The organism is Streptomyces sp. NPDC040432, assembly GCF_055595445.1.
The window spans coordinates 205,654-227,385 of the sequence record NZ_JBVIVP010000005.1; the positions used below are offsets into that span (position 1 = coordinate 205,654).

Sequence of the window (21,732 nt, forward strand, 5' to 3'; positions counted from 1 at the left end):
GTTTCCCGGTTCAGACGGTGGGCTGCGGGGCGGGTGCCTGCCGTTCGGCGGCGGGCACCTGCTGGGTGATGCAGTGGACCCCGCCGCCGCCGAAGGCGATGGCCGGCGCCCGGACCCCGACGACCTTGCGGCCGGGGTGGGCCGTCGCGATCACGGCGAGGGCTTCCTCGTCCTGGGGCACACCGGCCACCGGGACGACGACGCCGCCGTTGGCGATGTAGTAGTTGAGGTACGACACCTCGATCTCGCCGTCGACCAGGTCGGCGAAGGCCGTCTGCGGGACCTCGATGATTTCCAGGCGCCGGCCCCGGGCGTCCGTGGTCGCCTCCAGGACGGCCCGGTTGGCGCGCATCCGGGCGTAGTCGGGGTGGGCCGGGTCGTCGGGCAGGGAGACGACGACGGTGCCCGGGGCGGCGAAGGCGCAGACCCCGTCGACGTGTCCGTCGGTCTCGGTGTCGAGCAGGCCGCCGTACGGGAGCCACACCACCTTCGTGACGCCGAGGCGGGCCTTGAGCTCGCCCTCGATCTCCTCGCGCGTCATGCCCGGGTTGCGGTTGGGGTGCAGGAGGCACTGCTCGGTGGTGATCAGGGTGCCCTCGCCGTCGACGGTGATGGCCCCGCCTTCGAGGATCATGTCGGACGCGATGCGGTCGACCCCGAGGTGCTCCAGCAGCAGGGCGCCGACCCGGTCGTCGGAGTCGTACGGGTGGTGCTTGCCGCCCCAGGCGTTGAAGCGGAAGTCCACGCCGGCCCGGTTTCCGTCACCGTCGAGCACGAAGATCGGGGCGGAGTCCCGGAACCAGGAGTCGTCGAGCGGCAGCTCGATGACGGTGACGGCCTCGCCGCACAGCGCACGGGCGTCGTCCCCGAAGCCCGGCGGGGCGACCATCGTCACGGGTTCGAAGGCAGCGATGGCACGCGCGACCTGGGCGTACTCCTCCTTCACATCGGCGAGCACACTGCCCCACAGCTCCAGGCGGGTGGGCCAGGCCATCAGACAGCCCTCGTGCGCGGACCACTCGGCAGGCATACGGAATTCGGTCATCAGGTGTCTCATTTCTTGCGTGGGGTGGAGTCTTCCACTCGACTGAAAATTCAGTCAAGAGCGAACTCGTTATACGGGGCCGATGGGAGGCGGGACCTCAAGGGAAGTGGGGCGGTCGGGGCCGGGGGCGTCGCCGTCCGTCCGGACGCGCGGCGCGTGGGCCGGCGGCCGGGCCGGTGGCACGACGAGCACGCTTCGAGCTGCGCTGCGACGAGGACGACCGAGCCGGGCGGGGCGTGGGGTGACACGACCCGGCCGGCGGTCCGATGATTTCGGAAGGCCGGCCCGCCCTGCCGCGAGCTTCACTCTGGCATTGACTGAAAATTCAGTCAAGAGGTTGAACGGAGCTGGTCACCCGGGGAAACGGACGAGTCCGTCGGGGTCGTGGCACGCGGGACGCGTGCACCGGAAGGCGCCGGGGAAAAGTACGGGCCCGGGCCGCGGCGGCCCGGTGCGGCGTCGGTCAGCCCCGCCCGAGCCCCGCGAGCTCGGCCTCGACGGCGCCCCGCATCAGGTCCCGCGCGTGCCCGATCCGGATGCCGCCGCTCAGCCAGCGCATGCTCAGGCCCTCCAGGAGGGCCGTGAGCCGCTCCGCGGCCGCGGCCAACGCGGAGGCGGGCGACATCGGGTGGACCTGGCCGAGCAGCGCGGCCACCTCCTGGACCCACACCAGGGTGGCCCGGGCGAGGTCCTCGCGCAGGACCTCGTCGAAGACGGCGCTCGCGCGCAGCTCTCCCCAGGCCGAGCTGTTCTCCCGGACCTCCACCGTGTCCTGGAGTTCCAGCAGGAGGGTCTCCTCCAGCTCCTCGCGCGGGGTGAGCGGCGGGTCGTCCGGGTCCCGGTCGGTGGTGTAGCGCTCGGCGCGGTCGTTGATGAACTCCAGGGTGTTCCGCAGGACGCCCGTACGGTCCTTGAAGTGGTAGTAGATCAGGGCGGTGGACACACCGGCCTCGGCCGCGAGTTCCTCCACGCGCAGCCCGCGCACGCCGCGCCGGGCGATCACCCGGGCGGCGGCTTCGAGGATCTGATTACTACGAGACGCCATGGTCCGCACCCTACCCGGGTGATCCGGTACGCCGGTACGCGGCCCGTCACCAGGAGTGCCGGGGACGGGCACGGGCGGCCCCGCCGGTCGGACCGTCCGGGGCGGTGCGGCCATCAGGCGGCGGGCGGAACGGCCGGGTGCGACTGGGTGGCGCAGTGGATGCCGCCACCGCCCGAGGCGATGCCGTCGATGGCGAGCTGCTCGACGCGATGGCCGGGATAGGCGGCCTGGAGGATGGCGCGGGCGACGCCGTCCGCGTATTCATCACCGAACCGGGGCGCGATCACCGCGCCGTTCACGGTGTAGTAGTTGGTGTAGCTGGAGAGGAACTCCTGCCCGCGGCCACGGATCTCCAGTCGGTCCGGCCCGGGCAGTTCGGTGATGGCCAGGGGGCGGCCGTGGGCGTCGGTGGCGCTCCGCAGGACCCGCTTGGTCTCCTCGTACACGGCCACCCACTTCTTGTCCGCGCCGGGACCGGGCTTGTCCAGGATGACGCGGCCCGGGGAGACGAACCGGGCCAGGCAGTCGATGTGGCAGTCCGTAATGTCCTGGCCGGCGAGGCCCGGCACCCAGATGACCTTGACGATGCCGAGCGCCGACCTCATGGCCTGTTCGACCTGGGCCTGGCTCATGCCCGGATTCCGGTTGGCGTTCACCATCGAGCTGACCGTGGCCAGCAGGGTGCCCTCGCCGTCGGTCTCCAGCGAGCCGCCCTCACCGACGAAGCCGGCGCGGATCCGGTTCACCTCGTACTCGGCGAGCAGCGTGCGGGCCGCCGCCGCGTCGTTGGCGAAGGGCTGGGCGTAGGTGGCGCCGGTCTTGCCCCAGCCGTTGAAGTTGGTGTCCACGCCGGCGACGGCGCCGGGGGCGACGACGAAGGTGGGGCCGAAGTCGCGGATCCAGAGGTCGTCGTTGGGGATGTCGATGACCTGGATCCCGTAGTAGGCGCCCAATCCGCACCGGTCGCGGGCCTCGGCGACCTGATCGGGTCGGGCCGGCACCACGACCGGCTCGTAGCGCGATATCGCGTGCGCCACTTCGGCGATGTCACGGCGTACCGCCCCGAGCTGGTCGTCCCACACCGAGGCGAGAGCCGGCCAGGCCATGTACGTACGGACGTGCCGGTCCGTCTCGGCCGGCATCCGGAGCGTCCCCGCGCCGTCCTGCGCTGCCGAAGCGGCCTGCGTCAGGGGCGGGAGGGCGGCACCCAGGGCCGCCAGCGGCACGGCCGCCGCGCCGATCCGGAGCACTTGGCGGCGGGACGCGCGGGGGTTGATATCCATGGTGACTCCCTGATGAGGAGGGGCGGGATGCACGGCATCCTTCTCCTAACTGAAAATTCAGTCAATCTCTTCGACATATTGGCGTCACCTCTCGGTTCGGTTCCGCTTCGGTGGATCAGTTGCGCGCGAAGTGGTCGACCGCGATCGTGACGGGCCCGTCAGCCACTGCCTCCACGAGCCGCACGATCACCAGTTCCCGCTGGTCAGGGCTGCGCACGCAGAACGGTCGCTCCTTGGCGAGCGCCTTGAACGGCAGGGCCGTCACCGGTCGGGTGTCGATGCCGCGCGCGCAGTCCTCCGGGGTGGGCGATCCGTTTCCGTCCGGGACGAAGGCGTCCGATTCCTCGGAGAGCAGGAAGCCGTCGGCTCCGCGCGCCAGGTACCAGGGAGCCGTCTCGGCGGGCACCACCTTCCCGGCCCGCAGGTCGAACTCGTAACCGGAATCAGGCGCGGTGAGCCGGGCCGCCGCACGGCCGGGAACGTACCCGGCCCCCGGCTGCCGGGACGGGGCGCCGCCGGGGCCGGTGGTCGCCGGGGCGGGGCCCGTGGCCGGCGGGCCGGGCTGTGTGGCGGAGCCCGTCGCGGCGGGCCCGGGGCCGTCGACGGGGTCCTCCCGCCCCTGCTCGGGTTGGCCGAACCAGTACGCGGCGCCCCCGCCGACCAGCAGGGCGGCCACGGCCAGCGCGGGTACGGCCGGCCGCCGCCCGCGCCGTCGGGTGCGGCGGTCCGGGGCGGAGCCGATGTCACGGGCCCGCTCCGGTTCCGCGGGCGCCGCCGGGTACCGACCGCCGGGCGCGTCGCCGGCGGTCCCCGGGGTGGCGTACGCCGTCGCCGTCACCGTCGGCCGGAAGTCCTGGGAGGGCGGGGCCGGCGGGCCGGTCCCGGCGGGCCCACCGACCTCCGCCAGGACCGACCTGGGCAGCCATCCGTCCGTGAACTCCGGCCGGGGTCCCACGAGGGGGTGCGCGTGGACGGCCGCGATCAGCTCGCCCGTCGTCGGACGGTCCTCGGGGCGCTTGGCGAGGCACCAGGACACCAGGTCGTGGAGCTCGGGCGGGACCGGCGTGAGGTCCGGCTGCTCGTGGACGACCCGGTACAGGGCTCCGGATTCCGGCCCGTTCCCGAAGGGCGGGACCCCGCACGACACGAACCCGACGAGCGCCCCGAGTCCGAAGACGTCGGTCGCGGGGGTCACCGACCGGCCCAACGCCTGCTCGGGGGCCATGAAGGCGGCGGTGCCGATCCGCACGCCCGTACCGGTCAGGGCGGCGGCGTCGGCGGCGCGCGCGATGCCGAAGTCGATGACGCGCGGCCCGTCCCCGGCGATCAGCACGTTGGCCGGCTTGAGGTCCCGGTGCACGACACCCGCGCGGTGGATCGCCTGGAGGGCCTCGGCGATCCCCGCGACGAGCAGCAGGACCGAGCGGACCGGCAGCGGTCCGTGGCGCTGCACGACCTGGTGCAGGCTCGGGCCGGGCACGTAGGCCGTGGCCAGCCACGGGGTCCGGTCGTCCTCACCGGAGTCGACCACCTGCGCCGTGAACAGGCCGTGGATCCGACGGGCGCCGGCCACCTCCTGGGCGAAGCGCTCGCGGAACTCCGGGTCAGCCGCGAACTCCCTGCGGACGGCCTTCAGCGCGATGGGCCGACCACCGGGCGTGTACGCCAGGTACACCACCCCCATCCCGCCGGCTCCGAGCCGGGCGTGGAGGCGGTAGCCGCCTATCTCGTGGGGGTCGTCGGCGGACAGGGCCGTGGGAGCCGGCTGTACGCCGGGGGGCTGAGCGAACATGCGGTGGCTCTTTCAACGATGCGGCAATGACCTGGGGCGCATCGTGCCGCTAACTAAAGTTTCAGTCAATGTGTGACAATGCGAGACGCACACCGCCAGGAGGAGGAGCACCCCATGTCGGATCGCAGACGGGCCATCCTGGAGGGCGCCGCCCGGGTCATCGCCCGACGGGGGGTCCGCGGGCTCCGGGTGGGCGAGCTCGCGGCCGAGGCGGGCGTGTCGACCGCCTTGATCTACTACCACTTCAAGGACCGGACCGGCATCCTGCGGCACGCCCTGGCCTTCATCGGCGACCGGGCCGACCGCTACACCGGAACCGGTTCCGCCGCGTCCGCGGGTGCGGCGGAACCTGGCGCCGAGGACCCGCGCCGGCTCCTGGAACGCACCCTGCTGCTCGAATTCCAGGACCTGCCCGAGGTGCGCGAGAACAGCACGGCCTGGGGGGAACTGCGGGCCCACACGATCTTCGACCCCGAACTGCGCGAGGAGCTCACCGCGGCGGGCGCCGCCTGGGTCGAGGAGGTCGCCGGCCTGCTCGGCGCCCTGCACCCGACGGCTCCCCTCGCGGCCGTCACCGCCGCCGCGGAACGCCTGACCGCCCTCTTGGAGGGCCTCAGCAGCCGATGGTTGAGCGGACTGCTGCCCGTCGGACACGCCCGTGACCTCATGCGCGGCGCGATCGGAGTCGAAATCGGCCTCCTCGGTTCCCTCGTTCGGCAAATTGACTGAATTTCCAGTCAGTGCCAGAGTGGACGAACGTGGCCGCACCACATTCCGTGCGTATCGGCCGTTCTCGGTGCAAAGCGTGCACCCTAGTCGTAGGGCCCGACGCGCCGGCCCCGTGCCGCGCCTCCCGTGCCCGTCCTGGCCGGACGCCTTCGCTCCGCCAGCACACGATCGGAGTCCCCCGTGTCGTTCACTCCCCCCAACCGTCGGAGCGTCCTGCAGGCCCTCGCCGGTCTCGGCGCCGCCGTCTTCGGCGCGGCGGCCTGCGGGCCCGCCGCGTCCGGGGCGCAGCCGGGCGCCTCAGGCTCCGCCCGGCCCTCCGGGTCCCCCGGCCATGCCGCGAAGCGACGGCTCGGCGCCGAGTGGGAGAGCCACACCCGCACCTTCATGTCCTGGCCCGCCCTGACCTCGGTCTGGGATCGGGACCTGCCCTACGTACGGGAGGACATCGCCCGCATCGCGCGGGCCGTCGGCGAGTTCGAGGCCGTGGTCATGATGGCCCGGCCCGACCAGGTCGGCGCGGCCCAGCGGGCGTGCGGCTCGCAGGTCGAGGTCATCCCGCTGGCCGTCGACGACCTGTGGGCCCGCGACACCGTCCCCGTGTTCGTCGAGGAGGGCGGCAAGGTCGTCGGCGTCGACTTCAACTTCAACGGTTGGGGCAACAAGCAGGAGCACAAGAACGACGGCCAGGTCGGACGCCTCCTGCTTCAGAAGTACGGCGTCCCCCGGGTGCAGGCCCCGCTCGTCGCCGAGGGCGGTTCCTTCGAGCCCGACGGCGAGGGCACCCTGCTGATCACCGAGAGCTCGATCGTCAACGACAACCGCAACCGGGGCAAGTCCCGGGAGGTCATCGAGGGCGAGCTGAAGCAGACCCTGGGTGTGGAGAAGGTCATCTGGCTGGCGGGGGTGCGCGGCGAGGACATCACCGACGCGCACGTCGACAGCCTCGTACGTTTCACCGCTCCCGGTGTGGTGCTGCTGGACCGCGCCCACCCGAGCACCCCGGCGGACTCGTGGTCCCGCTCCGCCGACCAGGCGAAGTCCGTCCTGTCGAAGGCGACGGACGCCCGGGGTCGCCGCTTCGAGGTCATCGACCTGCCGCAGCCCGACCTGAACCGGATCACGGGCGAGGGCGACGACTTCGTCTCCACCTACGCCAACTTCTACGTCGCCAACGATTCGGTCTTCATGCCGCAGTTCGGCGACCGCAAGGCGGACGACCGGGCCCGGGGCATCCTGCGGGAGCACTTCCCGAAGCGGGAGGTCGTCCCGGTGAAGATCGACACCATTGCCTCGGGCGGCGGCGGGATCCACTGCTCGACCCACGACCAGCCGGGCAAGCCCGCCGCCTGACCGGCCCGTTCCCGTACGGCCCGTGGCCGTCGGCCGGATTTCCCCGTCCCCGCATCCCGGAGCCACCGTGACCGAGCCCCCGTCACCGCCCGCGTCCCCGCGCCCGTCACCGCCGGCGCGCCGCCTCGGCCTCAGGCCGCTGCCCGCCCTGCTCGTGGCCGCCATCCTGGCGGCGGTGGCCGTGGGGGCGTGGCTCCAGTTCGGGGAGCGGCAGGCGCTGGACACCGTGTACACGGCGGGCCGCGACGACCCGGATCGCGTCGACATCGGCGCCACCATCCAGCGCGTCGACGCCGCCGGCCGGGAGATGGTCCTGCGGGTGCTGGTCACGCCCCGGGGCGACCTGGCCGAGGCGGGCGGCATCGCCCCCGCGGAGGACCTCGTCGTCCAGACCTCGGCGGCCACCCGGGGCGACCTGGCGTTCAAGGCGCACCAGCGGATCGCGACGACGGACGTGCCGGTCGCCCTGACAGGCGGCTCGATCACGGACTATCCGTTCGACGCCTACGAGGCGGCCGTCGAGTTCGGCGCGACGGTCGGCGGGGAGAGGGTCCCGGTCCGCGTCACGCTCTCCAACAACGACGTGTTGTTCGCGGCGTCCGTCGAGGCCTCGGCCTCGCAGGACGTGGCGGTCCTGGACGTCGGGTTGGCCCGGTCCAACAGCGTGCTCGTGTTCGCGGTGTTCATGATGCTCGCCATGTGGGCGCTGGCCGTGTCGGTGCTGATCGGCGGCTGGTACCTGGTGACCCGCCGCAAGGGCCTGACCTGGCCCGCGCTGGGGTGGATGGCGGCCACCCTGTTCGCCCTGGCGGCGTTCCGCAACACCGCGCCGGGCGCCCCGCCCATCGGCTGCCTGCTGGACTACATCGCTTTCCTGTGGGCAGAGACGGTCATCGCCTTCTGCCTGATCACCGTGGTCATCGCGGGCATCCGCGCCGAGCCGCCGGTACCCCCACCGGCGGCCGACGGGGAGTCCGTCGCGCCCTGAATCAGACGACGAGCTCGGGCTGCTGCTCCCGGCGCTGTTCCGGCACGCGCACGGGGGCGACGGCCGAGGCCGCCTCGCGGTCCCATCGCCTGGTGGTCCGTACGTAGACGAGGATCACCGAGGCGGTCGCGAGGACGAGCAGCGGGCCGAAGAGCCACGGCAGCTCGGCCATCCGGACCGGCAGGTAGCGGTACGAGGCCAGCATCGCGACGAACACGACCGTGCCGTGGACGACGACGCGGGTCGCCGACCGGTCCCAGCCGCGGGCCTGCGCCCGCAGGCCCGCCTCGATCGTGAGGGTGAACACGATCCCGGAGATGATGTCGGCCCCGTAGTGGTAGCCGAATCCCAGCGTCGCGCCGAGGGTGGCGACGAGCCAGAAGGTACCGAGGTAGCGCAGGGCCCGCGGTCCCTTGCGGGAGTGGATGAAGATCGCGGTCGCCCACGCCGTGTGCAGACTGGGCATGCAGTTGCGCGGGGTGAACTCGTCGAACGGCATCGGGACGGGCACGCCGATCGGCGGCGCCGTGTGCGGCCAGAGGTTGGCGAGGGCCCACTGCTCGCCGTCGGCGCCGTAGGCGAAGATCGGCCCGACGACCGGGAAGATCATGTAGATGCCGGGTCCGAGCAGGCCGATGACCAGGAACGTGCGCACCAGGTGGTGGCTGGGGAAGCGGCGCTCGGCCGCCACGTTGCGCAGCTGGTACAGCGCCACGATGACCGCGCCCACCGCGAGCTGGATGTAGACCCATTCGAGGACGTGGGCGCCGACGGTGCCGGTGGCCTCGACGATCCGACCCACGACCCACGAGGGGTTGCCCAACGCCTGGTCGGCGGTCGCCACGTACTGGTCGAGCACCATCGGACGGGTCTTCGAGGTGATCAGCAGCCAGGTGTAGCCGGTCTTGCGGCCGGTCACGAGCAGCAGGGCCAGTCCGACGCCCATGAGCAGCAGCCGGCGTTCCCGGCCGGTGCGGCGCGTGACGGCGATGACGGCGCAGCCGAGCGTCACCCAGAGCGCACCGCTGCCGAACATCATCTGGGCGCCGAGCATCCACCGCACGAGCCAGAAGACGAGGTCGATGCCGATCGCGGCCCCGACGGCGATGAACCGCTGGCGCCAGGTCAGCACCACCAGCATCAGGGTCATGCTGGCGTACAGCACCGTTCCCGACTGGGGTGCGACGATCAGCTCGCGCCACTGGACGGTGATCGGTCCGGGCTTGCCGTACCCGCGGGCGGCGATCTCCAGGGCTATGAGGAACCCGAGGCCCACCACACCCACGGTGGCCCAGAGCAGGACCTGCGGCCGACGCCACGCAGCGGGGTCGGTGCCGCCTTCTGTTCGCGAGAGGAGTCGCGACACCTTAGATATCAATTTCCAGCCGCTTTGTCCGATGTCAACATGCCTGCCACCTACCGTTGGCTCGAACATGTTAACGGAGTGACCGTGCGGCCTCGCTCGTAGGTGCGAGGAACGGCCTGCGGCTGCGGTGGTTGACGCGAACCCGACGGGTCACCGGCCGACCGGCGCGGCCCGGATACGGGGGCGCCGCAACGCACGAAAGGTCGTCCTCCCGTGGTGGGAAAACGACCTCCGACGTGCTTCATGCACTGTCGGGACGACAGGATTTGAACCTGCGACCCCTTGACCCCCAGTCAAGTGCGCTACCAAGCTGCGCCACGTCCCGTTGTGCCTTCCACCTGGGGTTTTCCCCCGTGCGGCGGGCACATGCAGAACATTACCCCACGCTGAGGGGTGTGCGTGCACGGGTGATCGGCGAGGGGGAGGATGGCCGGGTGAACGCAAGGGATCGGGACGGTGAGGGACGGGCGCGCAGCGCGCGGCCGAGGGACGGACTGGGGCGTCCGCTGCCCTACGGGGCCGCCGGCGTCGAACGCCAACCGGAGGGGGTGGTGCGCTCCCCCGCGGGGACGGTCGCGGAGGCACAGCGGCTGTTGGACGCCGGAATGCCGTTCCACGCGCACGAGGTGTTCGAGGACGCCTGGAAGTCGGGTCCCTCCGACGCGGCACCCCTGTGGCGGGGGTTGGCGCAGCTGGCGGTGGGCCTGACGCACGCGGCCCGGGGGAACGCGGTCGGCGGGGCCCGGCTCCTGCGCCGGGGTGCGGCTTCGCTCGACGGGTTGACGCGGACGTACGGAATGGATCTGCCGGGGCTCGTCCGGTGGGCCGGGGAGTTGGCCCACCGGGTGGACGGCGGGGCCGTGGTGGACGCCGCGCGGGAAGCCCCGCGGCTACGCGGTGGCGGGCTGCAATAGGTCCCAGCGGTTGCCGTAGAGGTCCTCGAAGACCGCGACGGAGCCGTACGCCTCGTGCCGCGGCTCCTCCAGGAAGCGGACGCCCTCGGCGGTCATCCGGGCGTGGTCGCGCGCGAAGTCGTCGGTGTACAGGAAGAAGCCGACGCGGCCACCGGTCTGGTCCCCGACGCGGGAGCGCTGCGCGTCGTCCTTGGCGCGGGCCAGCAGGAGGGCGCTCTCCTCGGCGCCCGGTGGCCGGACGACCACCCAGCGCGAGCCGTCGGGGCGGGCGGTGTCCTCGGCCAGGTCGAAGCCGAGGGCGCGGGTGTAGAAGTCGATGGCCTCGTCGTAGTCGTGGACCACGAGGGCGGTGAGGGCGATGTGCGAGGGCATGGGCCCTATTGTGCGCCGAGGAGGACGACGTCCAGGGTGCGGGGGCCGTGCACGCCCTCCACCCGGTCGAGTTCGATGTCGCTGGTGGCGGAGGGCCCCGAGATCCAGGTCAGCGGGCGGGTGGGGTCGAGCCGTTCGAGGGCCTGGGGGACGGAGTCGACGACCTGCTCGGGGACGCGGACCACGCAGACGTGGTGGTCGGGGATCAGGCTGATGCGGCGCCTGCCCTGGTCGGGGCTCCCGTCGAGGACGATCGTGCCCGTCTCGGCGATGGCCAGGGCGCAGCCGGTGACCACGCCCGCGACCCGGTCCAGTTCGTGCGGGGTGGACGCGGCCCGGTCGTGGATCCGGGTGGGATCGGCGGCGGAGAGCCAGTGCGGGGGCAGGGCGGGCGGTACGAGGACGCTCGGGTGCCGGGACAGCAGGCGCGCCAGCAGCGGCGGGAGGCCGTCCTCGTCGGTGCGGTGGACCGTCGCCCGGTACTCGGTGAGGTTCGCGGCGAGCAGCTCGGCGGTCTCGGCGGGGGTGCGGGCGCCGTGGACGCGGAGGTAGTCCCGGGGGACGGCCGGGTCGGGCCCGGAGGCGGCCCGGCGGATGCGGGCGAGGATGCGGTCCTTGCTGCTCACGGTCGGGGGGTCTCCCGTTCTCGGGTCCACCAGTCGCGGAAGGACTCCGCGGGGATGTCGGGCAGGTCACGGGTGTCGGTCCAGGCGCGGCCGGGTCCGGGGAGCCGGCGCGGGCGCAGCCGGCGGGCCCGGGACAGCAGCCGCTCCCCCGCGCGCAGGGCGCCGGGACGGTCGAGCAGGAGGCGGGCCGCGCGCAGGGCGGCGCGTTCGGCGGTGTGGCCGCGGACCGGGCGGATCCGTACGCGGACGCCGTCGCGGGTGACGGGGCCGCCCTGGGCGACGCGTTCGCGGAGGTGGACGAGGACCTCGGGGATGTCGATGGCGACGGGGCAGACCTCGTAGCAGGCGCCGCACAGGGTGGAGGCGTAGGGCAGGCTCGCGTCGATGTCGCTGCCGGTGCCGCGGAGCTGCGGGCTGAGGATGGCGCCGATCGGGCCGGGATAGACGGATCCGTAGGCGTGGCCGCCGGCGCGTTCGTAGACCGGGCAGACGTTGAGGCAGGCGGAGCAGCGGATGCAGCGGAGGGCCTGGCGGCCGGTTTCGTCGGCGAGGGTGTCGGTGCGTCCGTTGTCGAGGAGGACGAGGTGGAAGGCGGAGGGGCCGTCCCCGTCGGCGCCCTCGGACGGCCCCGTGCCGGTCCACATGGTCGTGTACGGGTTCATGCGTTCCGCGGTCGAGGAGCGCGGCAGGGTCTGGAGGAAGATCTCCAGGTCGCGGAAGGTGGGGACGACCTTCTCGATGCCGACGACCGAGATCAGGGTCTCGGGGAGCGTGAGGCACATGCGGCCGTTGCCCTCGGATTCGAGGACGACCATCGTGCCGGTCTCGGCGACCATGAAGTTGGCCCCGGAGACGGCCACCTTGGCGCGCAGGAACTTCTCGCGCAGGTGCAGGCGGGCGGCCTCGGCGAGTTCGCGCGGGTCGTCACCGAGGTCCGGCGGTGCCGGTCGGCCCCAACGGCCCATCTCGGTGCGGAAGACATCGCGGATCTCGCCCCGGTTGCGGTGGATGGCGGGGACGAGGATGTGGGAGGGCCGGTCGTGGCCGAGTTGGACGATGAGTTCGGCGAGGTCCGTCTCGTATGCGGCGATGCCTGCGGCCTCCAGGGCCTCGTTGAGGCCGATCTCCTGGGTGGCCATCGACTTGACCTTGACGACCTCCCGTTCGCCGGTGGCCAGGACGAGGTCGGTCACGATCCGGTTCGCCTCTTCGGCGTCGACGGCCCAGTGGACGGTGCCGCCCGCGGCGGTGACGGCCGCCTCCAGTTGCAGCAGGTAGTGGTCGAGCCGGCGCAGGGTGTGGTCCTTGACGGCCTTCCCGGCGGCGCGCAGCCGGTCCCAGTCGGGCAGTTCGGCGACGGCGCGGGCGCGTTTGTCGCGGATGGTGTGGGTGGCGTGCCGGAGGTTGCCGCGCAGCACCTCGTCCCGTACGGCTTCGCGGGCGGCCTCGGGAAAGGCGGGGAAGGGGGTGGGGAAGGAGGGCATGCCGAGGTGGGTGGCGGGGGTGCGGGTCATCGCAGCGGTTCCTCCTCGGTCGAGGCCAGGATCTCGGCCAGGTGCAGGGCGCGCAGCGGGGCTCCGGCGCGGCGGAGGGTGCCTTCGAGGTGGGCGAGGCAGGAGTTGTCGGCACCGCAGAGGACCTCGGCGCCGGTGGAACGGGCGTTGCGGATCTTGTCGGCGCCCATGGCGGCGGAGACGTCGGCGTTCTTGACGGCGAAGGTGCCGCCGAAGCCGCAGCATTCCTCGGCGCCGGGCAGCTCGACGAGTTCCAGGCCCTTGACGGCGGCCAGCAGCCGGCGGGGGCGCTCGCCCAGGCCCAGGGTCCGCAGGCCGTGGCAGGAGGGGTGGTAGGTGACGGTGTGGGGGAAGTGGGCTCCGACGTCGGTGACGCCGAGGACGTCCACGAGGAACTCGGTGAGCTCGTACACGTGCGGCACGAGTCCGGCGGCGAGTTCCGCCAGGCCGCTCCCCCGGCCCTCCCGGGCCGCCTCCCGGCCGATGCGCGGGTAGTGCCCGCGGATCATCGCGGCGCACGAACCGGAGGGGGTGACCACGTACCGGTGGCCGGCGAAGGCCTCGGCCGTGCGGCGCAGGAGCGGTTCGCTCTCCCGCCGGTAGCCGGTGTTGTACTGCGGTTGACCGCAGCAGCTCTGGGCCGCGGGGAAGTCCACCTCGACGCCGAGGCGCTCCAGGAGACGGACGACGGCGATGCCGGTCCGCGGGTACAACGCGTCGTTGACGCAGGTGACGAACAGGGCGACACGCATGACGGGCAGAATAGCCGCGTGAAGAAGTTCTCAGTGATCGGCATCGGCGCGGGCGACCCGGACCACCTGACCCTCCAGGCGGTTCGGGCGATCGGCGCGGCGGACGCGTTCCTCATCCTGGAGAAGGGGGAGGAGAAGTCGGACCTGACGGGGCTGCGGCGCGCGATGCTCGACGCGCACGCCCGTCCGGGGCACCGGCTCGTCGAGGGCCGCGATCCCGACCGCGACCGGACCCCCTCGGACTACACCCCGACCGTGGACGGCTGGCGCAGCGCGCGGGCCGAGATCTTCGAGCGGTTCATCGCCGAGGACCTCGCGGAGGGTGAGACGGGGGCGTTCCTCGTGTGGGGCGACCCCTCGCTCTACGACTCCACCCTCGCGATCCTCGACGAGGTGCTGGAGCACGGGCGGGTGGCGTTCGAGCACGAGGTGGTGCCGGGCATCAGCAGCGTGTCCGCGCTGCTGGCCCGGCACCGGACGAACCTGAACCGGGTCGGGCGGCCGGTGCAGATCACCACCGGCCGCCGGCTCGCGGAGGGCTGGCCGCAGGACGTGGACGACGTGGTGGTGATGCTGGACGCCCGACACGCCTTCACGGCGCACCTCGACCAGGACCTGTTCATCTACTGGGGTGCCTACGTCGGCACCCCGGACGAGATCCTGGTCTCGGGGAAGCTGGCCGAGGTGGCCGGGCGGATCGAGGAACTGCGGACCGAGGCCCGCGCCCGCAAGGGGTGGATCATGGACACCTACCTGCTCAGGCGCCCCTGAGGTAGGCGGGCAGCGCCGCGGCGAGCCGCTCGTACTCCTCGGCGCGGTTGTAGATCTGGCCGCAGACCCGCAGGCCGCCGCCGCCCGGCCGGGCCCAGATCAGGACGCGCGCACGGAGCTTGGCGGCGAGTTCCTCCCGCATCGCGCGGGCGTCGTCCTGGGTCTCGGCGGTGCCGGGCGGCAGCAGCAGCGAACGCAGCGGGAGGCCCTCGGTCCACGGCAGCGGGGTGAGCCCGGGAACCTCGGCGAGGAGCCCGGCCCCGTAGGCGGCCAGGGCGTGGTTGTGGGCCCGTACCCCGGCCGCGCCGAGCCGTTCCAGGAGGTCGAGGCCCTCGGGGGCGGCGAGCCAACCCGTGTAGTCGACGGTGGCCCGGTACTCGACGGACAGCGGGAAGCCCCGGTGGTCCTCCCATGACGGGGTGAGGGACCGGACCCGGGAGCGGTGGGCGGGCGCGACGGCGAGGACGGCACTGCCGGAAGGGGCGTACCCCCACTTGTGCAGGTTCCCGAACCAGAAGTCGGCGCCGGAGGCGATCGGCCGGGCCAGCATGCCGGGCGTGTGGGCGCCGTCGACGACTGTGGTGACGCCGCGGGCGGCGAGGTCGGCGAGGAGGCGGGGGCCGGCGATCAGCCGGGCGGTGGGCGAGCTGACGTGGTCGAGCAGGGCCACCTTCGTACGGGGCGTCAGGCCGGCGAGCACCGCCTCGCGCACGGCGTCCTCGTCGGGCAGGAACGGGTCCAGGGTGACGGTGGTGACGCGGGCCCGTCGGGCGGCGGCATCGACGACGGTGCCGTAGCCGTGGTCGGTGACGAGGATCTCGTCGCCGTCGGCGAGCGGGATCGCGTCGAGGGCGAGGTTGGCTCCCTCGGTGGCGTTGGAGATGAAGGCGATGCCCGCGGGGTCCGCCCCGAGGTGCGCCGCGATCCGGGCCCGGGCCGCGTCCAACCGGTCGGGTACGGAGGCGAAGAACGCGTCGGGGTCGGCGTGGGCCTCGGCGCGCAGGGCTTCCTGGGCGTCCAGCACGGGGATCGGGACCGCACCGTACGAGCCGTGGTTGAGGTGGGCGACGGCCGGGTCCAGCCGGAAGAGGGCCGGGCCGTCGGGGAAGGCGGGCGGGGCGGACGGCTCGGTCACGGGTACCTCCGGTCGGGTGCGGCGCGCGCGGCGTGCGCGGCATCCGGATCATGCAGGGAACGCGCCCGCCCGCGAAAGGCCAATACCGGCAAAGTGGCCCGCGGCGCCCCGCCGGGGGGGCGGGGCTACGTTCCCCGGCCGCTGGTCGCCGCGTAGTACTGGAGGTCCTGGACCTCCACCTTGTGCTCGACCGGGTAGGGCAGATCGACCTCCGTCACGGCCCGGCCGCCGCGGACCACCTCGGCCGAACTGGTGCCGGGCTTCAGCGGGAGCAGCTCGGCGTGGACGCCGGCCGGGGCCCGGTGCTCGTCCCGGGTCGGGCCGACGGAGGTCCGGACCGTCGCCGCCTCCTTCAGGAAGCTGAGCACCTCCACCGTGTCCCGGGGGGCGGCGCTGCCCTTGCGCAGGTTCATCACCAGCGACTGGTCGCCGCTCGGGTCGGCGGAGGCGAACTGGGTGCGGGAGGTGAGGTACAGGGTGTCCCGGACGACCTGGGGCCAACTGCCCGTCTTGAACCGGGTCAGGTAGTACGAGGTCAGGTCCAGGTAGGTGTGGCCGTTGTGCAGGGACGGGGCGAACTGGCTGCCCTCGGAGTAGTCGTTCCAGGTGGTCAGCTGCACCCAGTCGGCGCCGTCGTCGATGGCGTGGGTCCAGGTGGAGCGCAGGGTCGCCGTGTTGCCGGCCTCGTCGTAGATGCCCTGGTTGGGGCGGGCGTCCTGCACCGACACGGGCTGCATCCAGATCTTGCCCAGGTCGTGGGCGCGGTCCACGTCCCGGCTGGTGCTCTCCTGGCCGACGTAGGAGCGGCTGCCCCACTCGGAGAAGCCGTAGCTGATGGGGGCGAACCCGCCGTTGTGCGCGCCGAAGTCGAGGAAGAGCGGGACGAAGGCGGTACGGACGCCGTGCTTGCTGCGGAGGGTTTCGATGAACCTGGTCCACCAGCCCACGTCCTTGGCCTCGGCCTTGAACGGGGAGACGACCAGCCGGCCGTCGGCGAGGCGGTGCGCGGCGGGGGACTTGCCGAGGGCGGCGACGGCGTCGGCGAGCACGGCGGGGTCGTCCGTCTTCAGCGAGGTCATGTCGGGCATGAGCATGATCTTGAAGCCGGGGTCCACCGACCGGGCCGCCTCCATCAGGAGGTTGGACCGCTCCCAGTTCTTTCCGCTCAGGGAGAGCATGTCGAGGGTGAACCCGTCGATGCCGGCGTCCCGGGCGGTGCGCACCTCCTGCCGGAGGTTGGCCAGTTCCCAGTTGCCCTCCTTGGGTTGGACGGGCAACGGGCGGTCGCGGAGCAGGCCGCCGTAGCGCTCGTGCTTGCCGCTCTCCCCGTCCGGGTTCAGGTAGTTGCGCGTGTAGTAGTCGCCGTCGGCGCTCGCGTTGTCCAGGGAGAGCGGGTACGGGGTGAAGTAGTGGGCGAACACCAGCTTGCGGCCCGCGGCGCCGGTGCGCAGCGCGGCCGGCTGCGGCAGGTCGAAGGGGAGGGCGCCGGGGGGACGCGCGTCGGCCGCGCCGGCCTGTCCCCCGTCACCGGCGGGTGGTGTGGTGCCCGGCGCGGCGTCGTCGCGGGGTTCGGTGCGCTCGGGCTCGGGCGTGGCGGAGGCCTCGGGGGCGGCCGGGCCGTCCGGCCCGGTGGACCAGGGCACGTGGATGTCGGGCGCCGCGTCCTGCTCGGTGGCGCCCGCCGCGAAGGGATCCCAGGCGATGCCGGTCGCGGCGCAGACGCCGACGAGGAAGAAGGCGGACAGCAGCAGGGCCAGGAGGGCCTTGAGGCCCCGCCCGCCGCGGCGCCGACGGTGCCCTGAGGGTCGTGGCCGCCCGTCCGTGCGCCGGTCGGCTCGCCGGTCCGCTCTCATGGTGGGCCCTCCCTGGAATATGCCCCGCCGACGGGGTTGCTCAGCAGTAGAGCCGATTCCCGTCGCCCGGACAACCGTTCCCCTGAAGCCGGGGCTCCGTACGTACGTCACCGGGACCACGGGAACTACGCCGACCGCTTTGCCGGGGCTCATGCACGCCCGGCTCCGGGGGACTTGGCACGCCCGCGCGGTGGCGCCCGGGCGGGGTCGCGGGCACGCGTCCGCAACGCTTTGCACCGCGGCAGGGCAGTCGGTGGGGCGAGGGTCCCCCGCATGGTCCGGCCGGTGGTCCGGACCTGCCGGTGGCGGCGACCGGGCGACGCCCGCGGGCCTGCCGGCGGCCGTCTACGGGCACTCCACCATCCTGCCGACCGCGGGCACGTACGAACCGCGGGTGGAGCCACGGCGGTTCGGGGACTCCCTCCCCCACGGAACCCGCGCCGGGCTCCGCACACACCTTCGACGGAATGCGACATTCCCCTGGTGATGCAGTGGAATTGGCGGATAATCGTCGGCATGCGGCTCGAAGCATCCCTGTGGCCGCACCTGGTCACGCATGCAATGGGGGGCATCGTGCCGATGGGGGAATCCAGGGCGTCCGGCATGGCCGGATCCGCCGGAACACTGCTGCCGACCACGTCCACCGAGCTGTCCGGCCTGCTCACCGCCGTGCGCCGGGGGCGGGTCCTCACCGTCACGGGACGGTTCCGCCAACCGCGCAGCCTGCTGGTCCGGGACATCGCCCTGAGACTCGCGTCGAACTTCTGCGACGGGACCGCCGTCATCGCCGTCCGGCACGACGGCAGCGTCCGCGAACTCGTCGACGCGCTGGGTTGCCTGCCCGGGATGCCCTTCCTGCCGTGCGGCACGGCGAACGCCGCCTCATGGCTCGCGGAGCGGGACATGCTCCTCGTCCTGGACGACTGCGACCGGCTGGCCCCGCGGACCCTGATGTGGCTCCGCGCCCTGCTCGACGTCGCGCCCGGACTGCGGGTACTGGCCGCCGGACGGTACCCGCTCGCCGTCGGCCAGGGCCGGGTGCACCGGCTCTGACGGGACCGCGGGCCCGGCGTCCACCCCGCCGGTACGGCCTTCACCCGCGCGGTACACCCGCGCCACACTGCCGCCACAGCACTGCCACGGCACCGACATGCGGGGTCCATTGAGTGCGGCGACCTCGACTCCTAGGGTCTGACCTGCGGGTTTCGGCGCGGCTTCGGCCCGCTCCGAAACCCGGTACGTACGTCATCCCGCCCCCGCACGTACAGGAGACCCTCGTGAGCGAGCACCCCAGCACGCCCCGCGCCGGCGCGGTCGGCCGGCGCGGCTTCCTCGCCGGCGCCGCCGCCGTCGCCGCCACCGCGGCGGCTCCCGCCGGCCTCGCGCAGGCCGCACCGACCGGTTCCGGGACGTCGGCCGCCCGGCCGAACATCCTGCTGATCGTCACCGACGACCATCCCAAGCACACCGAGTGGGCCCTCCCGAAGACCATCGCCTGGCTCGGCGGCCGGGGCGTCACCTTCACCGACGGCCACTCGGCGACCCCGCTGTGCGCGCCCTCGCGCTCGTCCGTGTTCTCCGGAAAGCACGCACACCATCACGGCGTCCGCAACAACGCGGCCTCGCACAGCCTCGACCAGTCCACAACCGTTCAGCGCCACCTGAAGCAGGCCGGATACCGCACCGGGCTGTTCGGCAAGTATCTCAACTCCTGGGCGCTGGAGGACAATCCGCCGCATTTCGAGGAGTGGGCCCTGCTCCAACCCGGCTACAACGACGCCCGCTGGAACGTCGACGGAACCGTGCAGCGGATCGACGGCTACACCACCAACATCGTCAAGAACCGGACCCTCGACTTCATCGACAGGGCGTCCACCGACAACCGGCCCTGGTTCGCGTACGTCACCCCGTACGCCTCGCACGCGCCGAACGTGCCGGCTCCCAAGTACGCCGAAACGCCCGTGCCCGCGTGGAACGGCCGCCCCTCCGTCCCGGAGGCGGACCGCTCGGACAAGCCGGCGTACATCCGCAACGCCACGGGCACCCTCGACGACGCGCGGGAGCTGCGCACGCGCCAGCTGCGGAGTCTGCTGTCCGTGGACGACGCCGTCGAGGCGATCCGTGCCCGCCTGGCCGCGACGGGGCAGTTGGAGAACACCCTCGTCGTCTTCACCGGTGACAACGGCTACACGTGGGCCGATCACGGCTGGCTGAAGAAGTCGGTGCCCTACTCCCCCGCCCACGAAGTGCCGTTCTACCTGTCGTGGCCGGCCGGCGGGCTCGGCTCCGGAACCACCGACGGCCGGATCGTCGCCAACATCGACATCGCGCCGACCCTCCTCGACGCCGCCGGGATCCCGCGGCCCGCCGGACAGGACGGCCAGTCCCTGCTCGGCACCGCCTCCCGCGACCACCTGCTGGTCCAGTGGTGGAAGCAGGGCACGGGCGGGACCGGGCCGAAGACCTGGGCCTCGTACGTGGCCAAGGACAAGCAGTACACCGAGTACTACGACAGATTCCCAACCGAATGGGCCCTGACCTGGGATAACTTAGGTCAGGGCCCTTCTCGTTCTAGGTCTGGGCGGAATCTGGGGAGATCCACTTACTAAGAGGGGTCCTCAGGAACCGATTCCGCCTTCGGGGCTGCCATCCAGCTACCCAGCGCAACCATCGCCTTCTTGCCGGACTTCGGCATGAAGTGCACGTAGGTCCGCAACGTGAACGCGGGATCGCTGTGCCCCATCCATGCTGCCAGCTGCGTGATGGTCTCGCCAGCAGCCAGCACCACGGAGGCGAAGGTGTGGCGGGTGACGTGAAACCCGTCCTCGCGCGGCATGGCCCAGATGACACGCTGCCAGGGCCTCTTCCCCTTCCCCTGCACCATCTCCTTCTCGGGCTCCGCGATGACCCCGGCCCGAACCAGCGCCGGCTTCCACTGGTGGTCGTCGAACGTCATCCGCGTGAGCGCGCCACCGTTGGCCCCCGACGTCGTGGGGGTAGTTACTAGTAGACGTACTGTCCGCTTCGGCCGCTTCTCCCACTCCAAGTTGGGCCGCGTCGGATCGATCCACGGCAACGTCACCTCCACCGTGGGGAACGCCTTGCCGTACCGCTCGACGGCCGCGGCGAGTTCGGGCGGGCATGGCGCGGTCCGCGTCTTGTTGCCCTTGGGCGGCGCGAACGCCGGCCGATGCCCGACGAGCACGACCTGTCGCGTCACGCTGATCTCGTCGCCGTCGATGTCGTCCGGACAGAACCCGAAGCACTCGCCCTGCCGGAGACCGGCGCCCACGGCGAGGTCGACGAGAATGCCGTACCGCTCCCCCAGTTCCTCCCGCACAGCGGCGGTTCGCTCAATGGGCCAGGCTTTCGCCTTCGACTTCGTGGGAGCCGGAGCGTTCAGATCGGCGTCCCTGAACGGGTTGTCGGCGATCCGTTTGGCCTTGTGCGCGGCCTGCATGATGGACGAGAAGTGCCGCCAGGTGGTGCGGACGGTGTTGACGTCGATGTCCTTCTCGACGCGCGTCAGCCAGGAACGGATCTCATCGTGCCCGATCCGGTTCAGCGGGAGATGGCCCACGTGGCGCACGATGTGCCGGAAGACGCGCGGCTTCATACTGTTCTTGGTGGTCGGCGGCAGTCGAAGGTTGGGCCACCAATACTCGGTGACGTACTCCTCCAGGAGCATGTTGCCGTCGCGCGGGTCGTAGAACATCCCGCGGTTCGTGTCGGTCGCCGAGTCCTTGAGCCACTTCTTGGCGCCCTCGGGGCCTTCGAGTTTCTCGAAGCTGCGGTCGCGAACGCCGGGAATCCCTGCCACTCGCCATCGCTTGCCCTTGCCGTGCCGGTCGGTATCAACCCGCGTGGGCTTGCCCGTCCTCGGATCGGCGGGGCCCTTCTTGTACCAACGGTCCTCGATGTAGCCGGGCAATGGTGCCTCCGTCGCGCGGATCCTGGGGCGAGTCGATGGTGACGATCTCACCCTTCCACAGCTGGAACCATTGGCCGCCCGCCAGAAGTTCACTGACGACCGGGTTGAGGGCGGCCACGAGTTCCTCAAGGGTCGCCTGCCGGTCGATGCGCACGCGAATGGTCCCTCGCGTTTCTCTCACCTCGACCGGCATGCCGTGTCCCAAGTCCGCGAGTTCATAGGTGACTTGCAGCATGCGTCCTCCCCGAGGTCTGCACCCCTGGTGC

Annotated in this window: 20 protein-coding genes and 1 tRNA gene; 7 read left to right on the forward strand and 14 right to left on the reverse strand. The window is 72.2% G+C overall.

The window, feature by feature from the left end; translation table 11 throughout:
- Nucleotides 1-10: 10 nt before the first annotated feature.
- From ACZ58N_RS13770 to ACZ58N_RS13785, 4 genes are all read right to left on the reverse strand, one after another.
- Nucleotides 11-1,045 carry an agmatine deiminase family protein gene (locus tag ACZ58N_RS13770; RefSeq protein WP_471158659.1) on the reverse strand — a complete coding sequence of 345 codons (1,035 nt, stop codon included), beginning with the start codon at nt 1,043-1,045 and terminating at the stop codon, nt 11-13.
- 463 nt (nt 1,046-1,508) lie between these two features.
- On the reverse strand, nt 1,509-2,090 hold the full coding sequence (locus ACZ58N_RS13775) for a TetR/AcrR family transcriptional regulator (protein WP_471158661.1): 582 nt from the start codon (nt 2,088-2,090) through the stop codon (nt 1,509-1,511).
- 113 nt (nt 2,091-2,203) lie between these two features.
- Nucleotides 2,204-3,373 (reverse strand): agmatine deiminase family protein, encoded by a 1,170-nt coding sequence (locus tag ACZ58N_RS13780; protein WP_471158663.1) that lies wholly within the window; start codon nt 3,371-3,373, stop codon nt 2,204-2,206.
- Between the two features lie 115 nt (nt 3,374-3,488).
- Nucleotides 3,489-5,165, reverse strand: coding sequence for a serine/threonine-protein kinase (locus ACZ58N_RS13785; protein WP_471158666.1), 1,677 nt, complete (start codon nt 5,163-5,165; stop codon nt 3,489-3,491).
- Nucleotides 5,166-5,279: 114 nt separating this feature from the next.
- Here ACZ58N_RS13785 and ACZ58N_RS13790 point away from each other — a divergent pair, with 114 nt between their 5' ends.
- The 3 genes from ACZ58N_RS13790 (at nt 5,280) to ACZ58N_RS13800 (ending at nt 8,232) form a co-directional block, all read left to right on the forward strand.
- Nucleotides 5,280-5,894, forward strand: coding sequence for a TetR/AcrR family transcriptional regulator (locus tag ACZ58N_RS13790; RefSeq protein ID WP_471158668.1), 615 nt, complete (start codon nt 5,280-5,282; stop codon nt 5,892-5,894).
- A 180-nt stretch (nt 5,895-6,074) separates the two neighbouring features.
- The gene (locus ACZ58N_RS13795; protein ID WP_471158670.1) at nt 6,075-7,244 is read left to right on the forward strand and encodes an agmatine deiminase family protein; all 1,170 of its coding nucleotides are present in this window, start codon (nt 6,075-6,077) and stop codon (nt 7,242-7,244) included.
- A gap of 67 nt (nt 7,245-7,311) precedes the next feature.
- Nucleotides 7,312-8,232, forward strand: a complete 921-nt coding sequence (locus tag ACZ58N_RS13800) for a DUF4436 family protein (protein WP_471158672.1) — start codon at nt 7,312-7,314, stop codon at nt 8,230-8,232.
- Between the two features lies 1 nt (nt 8,233).
- Here the strand turns inward: ACZ58N_RS13800 and ACZ58N_RS13805 are convergent, their stop codons facing one another.
- Together ACZ58N_RS13805 and ACZ58N_RS13810 are read right to left on the reverse strand one after the other, a co-directional pair.
- A complete protein-coding gene (locus ACZ58N_RS13805) occupies nt 8,234-9,532 on the reverse strand; it encodes a phosphatase PAP2 family protein (RefSeq protein ID WP_471159225.1) in 1,299 nt (432 codons plus the stop codon).
- Nucleotides 9,533-9,849: 317 nt separating this feature from the next.
- Nucleotides 9,850-9,923: transfer RNA gene (locus ACZ58N_RS13810), tRNA-Pro, on the reverse strand.
- Between the two features lie 109 nt (nt 9,924-10,032).
- Between ACZ58N_RS13810 and ACZ58N_RS13815 the strand changes: the two genes are divergently transcribed.
- A complete protein-coding gene (locus tag ACZ58N_RS13815; RefSeq protein WP_471158674.1) occupies nt 10,033-10,512 on the forward strand; it encodes a DUF309 domain-containing protein in 480 nt (159 codons plus the stop codon).
- Here the strand turns inward: ACZ58N_RS13815 and ACZ58N_RS13820 are convergent.
- The 4 genes from ACZ58N_RS13820 to ACZ58N_RS13835 are packed head-to-tail and all read right to left on the reverse strand — an operon-like array spanning nt 10,489 to nt 13,776.
- Complete coding sequence (locus tag ACZ58N_RS13820) at nt 10,489-10,884, reverse strand: VOC family protein (protein ID WP_471158676.1); 396 nt, start codon at nt 10,882-10,884, stop codon at nt 10,489-10,491. The two genes, ACZ58N_RS13815 and ACZ58N_RS13820, sit on opposite strands and share 24 nt — an antisense overlap.
- Nucleotides 10,885-10,889: 5 nt before the next feature.
- On the reverse strand, nt 10,890-11,510 hold the full coding sequence (locus ACZ58N_RS13825; protein ID WP_471158678.1) for a LutC/YkgG family protein: 621 nt from the start codon (nt 11,508-11,510) through the stop codon (nt 10,890-10,892).
- Nucleotides 11,507-13,024 carry a lactate utilization protein B gene (locus tag ACZ58N_RS13830; protein WP_471158680.1) on the reverse strand — a complete coding sequence of 506 codons (1,518 nt, stop codon included), beginning with the start codon at nt 13,022-13,024 and terminating at the stop codon, nt 11,507-11,509. The genes ACZ58N_RS13825 and ACZ58N_RS13830 overlap by 4 nt, the downstream gene beginning before the upstream one ends.
- Complete coding sequence (locus ACZ58N_RS13835; RefSeq protein WP_471158682.1) at nt 13,021-13,776, reverse strand: (Fe-S)-binding protein; 756 nt, start codon at nt 13,774-13,776, stop codon at nt 13,021-13,023. Before ACZ58N_RS13835 ends, ACZ58N_RS13830 begins: the two co-directional genes overlap by 4 nt.
- Before the next feature lie 18 nt (nt 13,777-13,794).
- On the opposite strand from ACZ58N_RS13835, the gene cobF reads away from it, so the two are divergent.
- Nucleotides 13,795-14,547: a precorrin-6A synthase (deacetylating) gene (gene cobF / locus ACZ58N_RS13840; protein WP_453434073.1), complete on the forward strand. Its 753-nt coding sequence runs from the start codon at nt 13,795-13,797 to the stop codon at nt 14,545-14,547.
- Here the strand turns inward: cobF and ACZ58N_RS13845 are convergent.
- Nucleotides 14,534-15,682 carry an aminotransferase class V-fold PLP-dependent enzyme gene (locus ACZ58N_RS13845; protein WP_471158685.1) on the reverse strand — a complete coding sequence of 383 codons (1,149 nt, stop codon included), beginning with the start codon at nt 15,680-15,682 and terminating at the stop codon, nt 14,534-14,536. The two genes, cobF and ACZ58N_RS13845, sit on opposite strands and share 14 nt — an antisense overlap.
- A gap of 125 nt (nt 15,683-15,807) precedes the next feature.
- On the reverse strand, nt 15,808-17,535 hold the full coding sequence (locus ACZ58N_RS13850; protein ID WP_471158687.1) for a glycoside hydrolase family 71 protein: 1,728 nt from the start codon (nt 17,533-17,535) through the stop codon (nt 15,808-15,810).
- 516 nt (nt 17,536-18,051) lie between these two features.
- On the opposite strand from ACZ58N_RS13850, the gene ACZ58N_RS13855 reads away from it, so the two are divergent.
- Complete coding sequence (locus ACZ58N_RS13855; protein WP_471158689.1) at nt 18,052-18,588, forward strand: hypothetical protein; 537 nt, start codon at nt 18,052-18,054, stop codon at nt 18,586-18,588.
- A gap of 224 nt (nt 18,589-18,812) precedes the next feature.
- On the forward strand, nt 18,813-20,144 hold the full coding sequence (locus tag ACZ58N_RS13860; protein ID WP_471158691.1) for a sulfatase family protein: 1,332 nt from the start codon (nt 18,813-18,815) through the stop codon (nt 20,142-20,144).
- On the opposite strand, the gene ACZ58N_RS13865 is transcribed toward ACZ58N_RS13860, so the two are convergent.
- Both ACZ58N_RS13865 and ACZ58N_RS13870 read right to left on the reverse strand, forming a co-directional pair.
- Nucleotides 20,141-21,466, reverse strand: coding sequence for a tyrosine-type recombinase/integrase (locus ACZ58N_RS13865; protein WP_471158693.1), 1,326 nt, complete (start codon nt 21,464-21,466; stop codon nt 20,141-20,143). The genes ACZ58N_RS13860 and ACZ58N_RS13865 overlap by 4 nt on opposite strands.
- Nucleotides 21,390-21,701: a hypothetical protein gene (locus ACZ58N_RS13870; RefSeq protein ID WP_471158695.1), complete on the reverse strand. Its 312-nt coding sequence runs from the start codon at nt 21,699-21,701 to the stop codon at nt 21,390-21,392. The genes ACZ58N_RS13865 and ACZ58N_RS13870 overlap by 77 nt, the downstream gene beginning before the upstream one ends.
- Nucleotides 21,702-21,732: the final 31 nt, after the last annotated feature.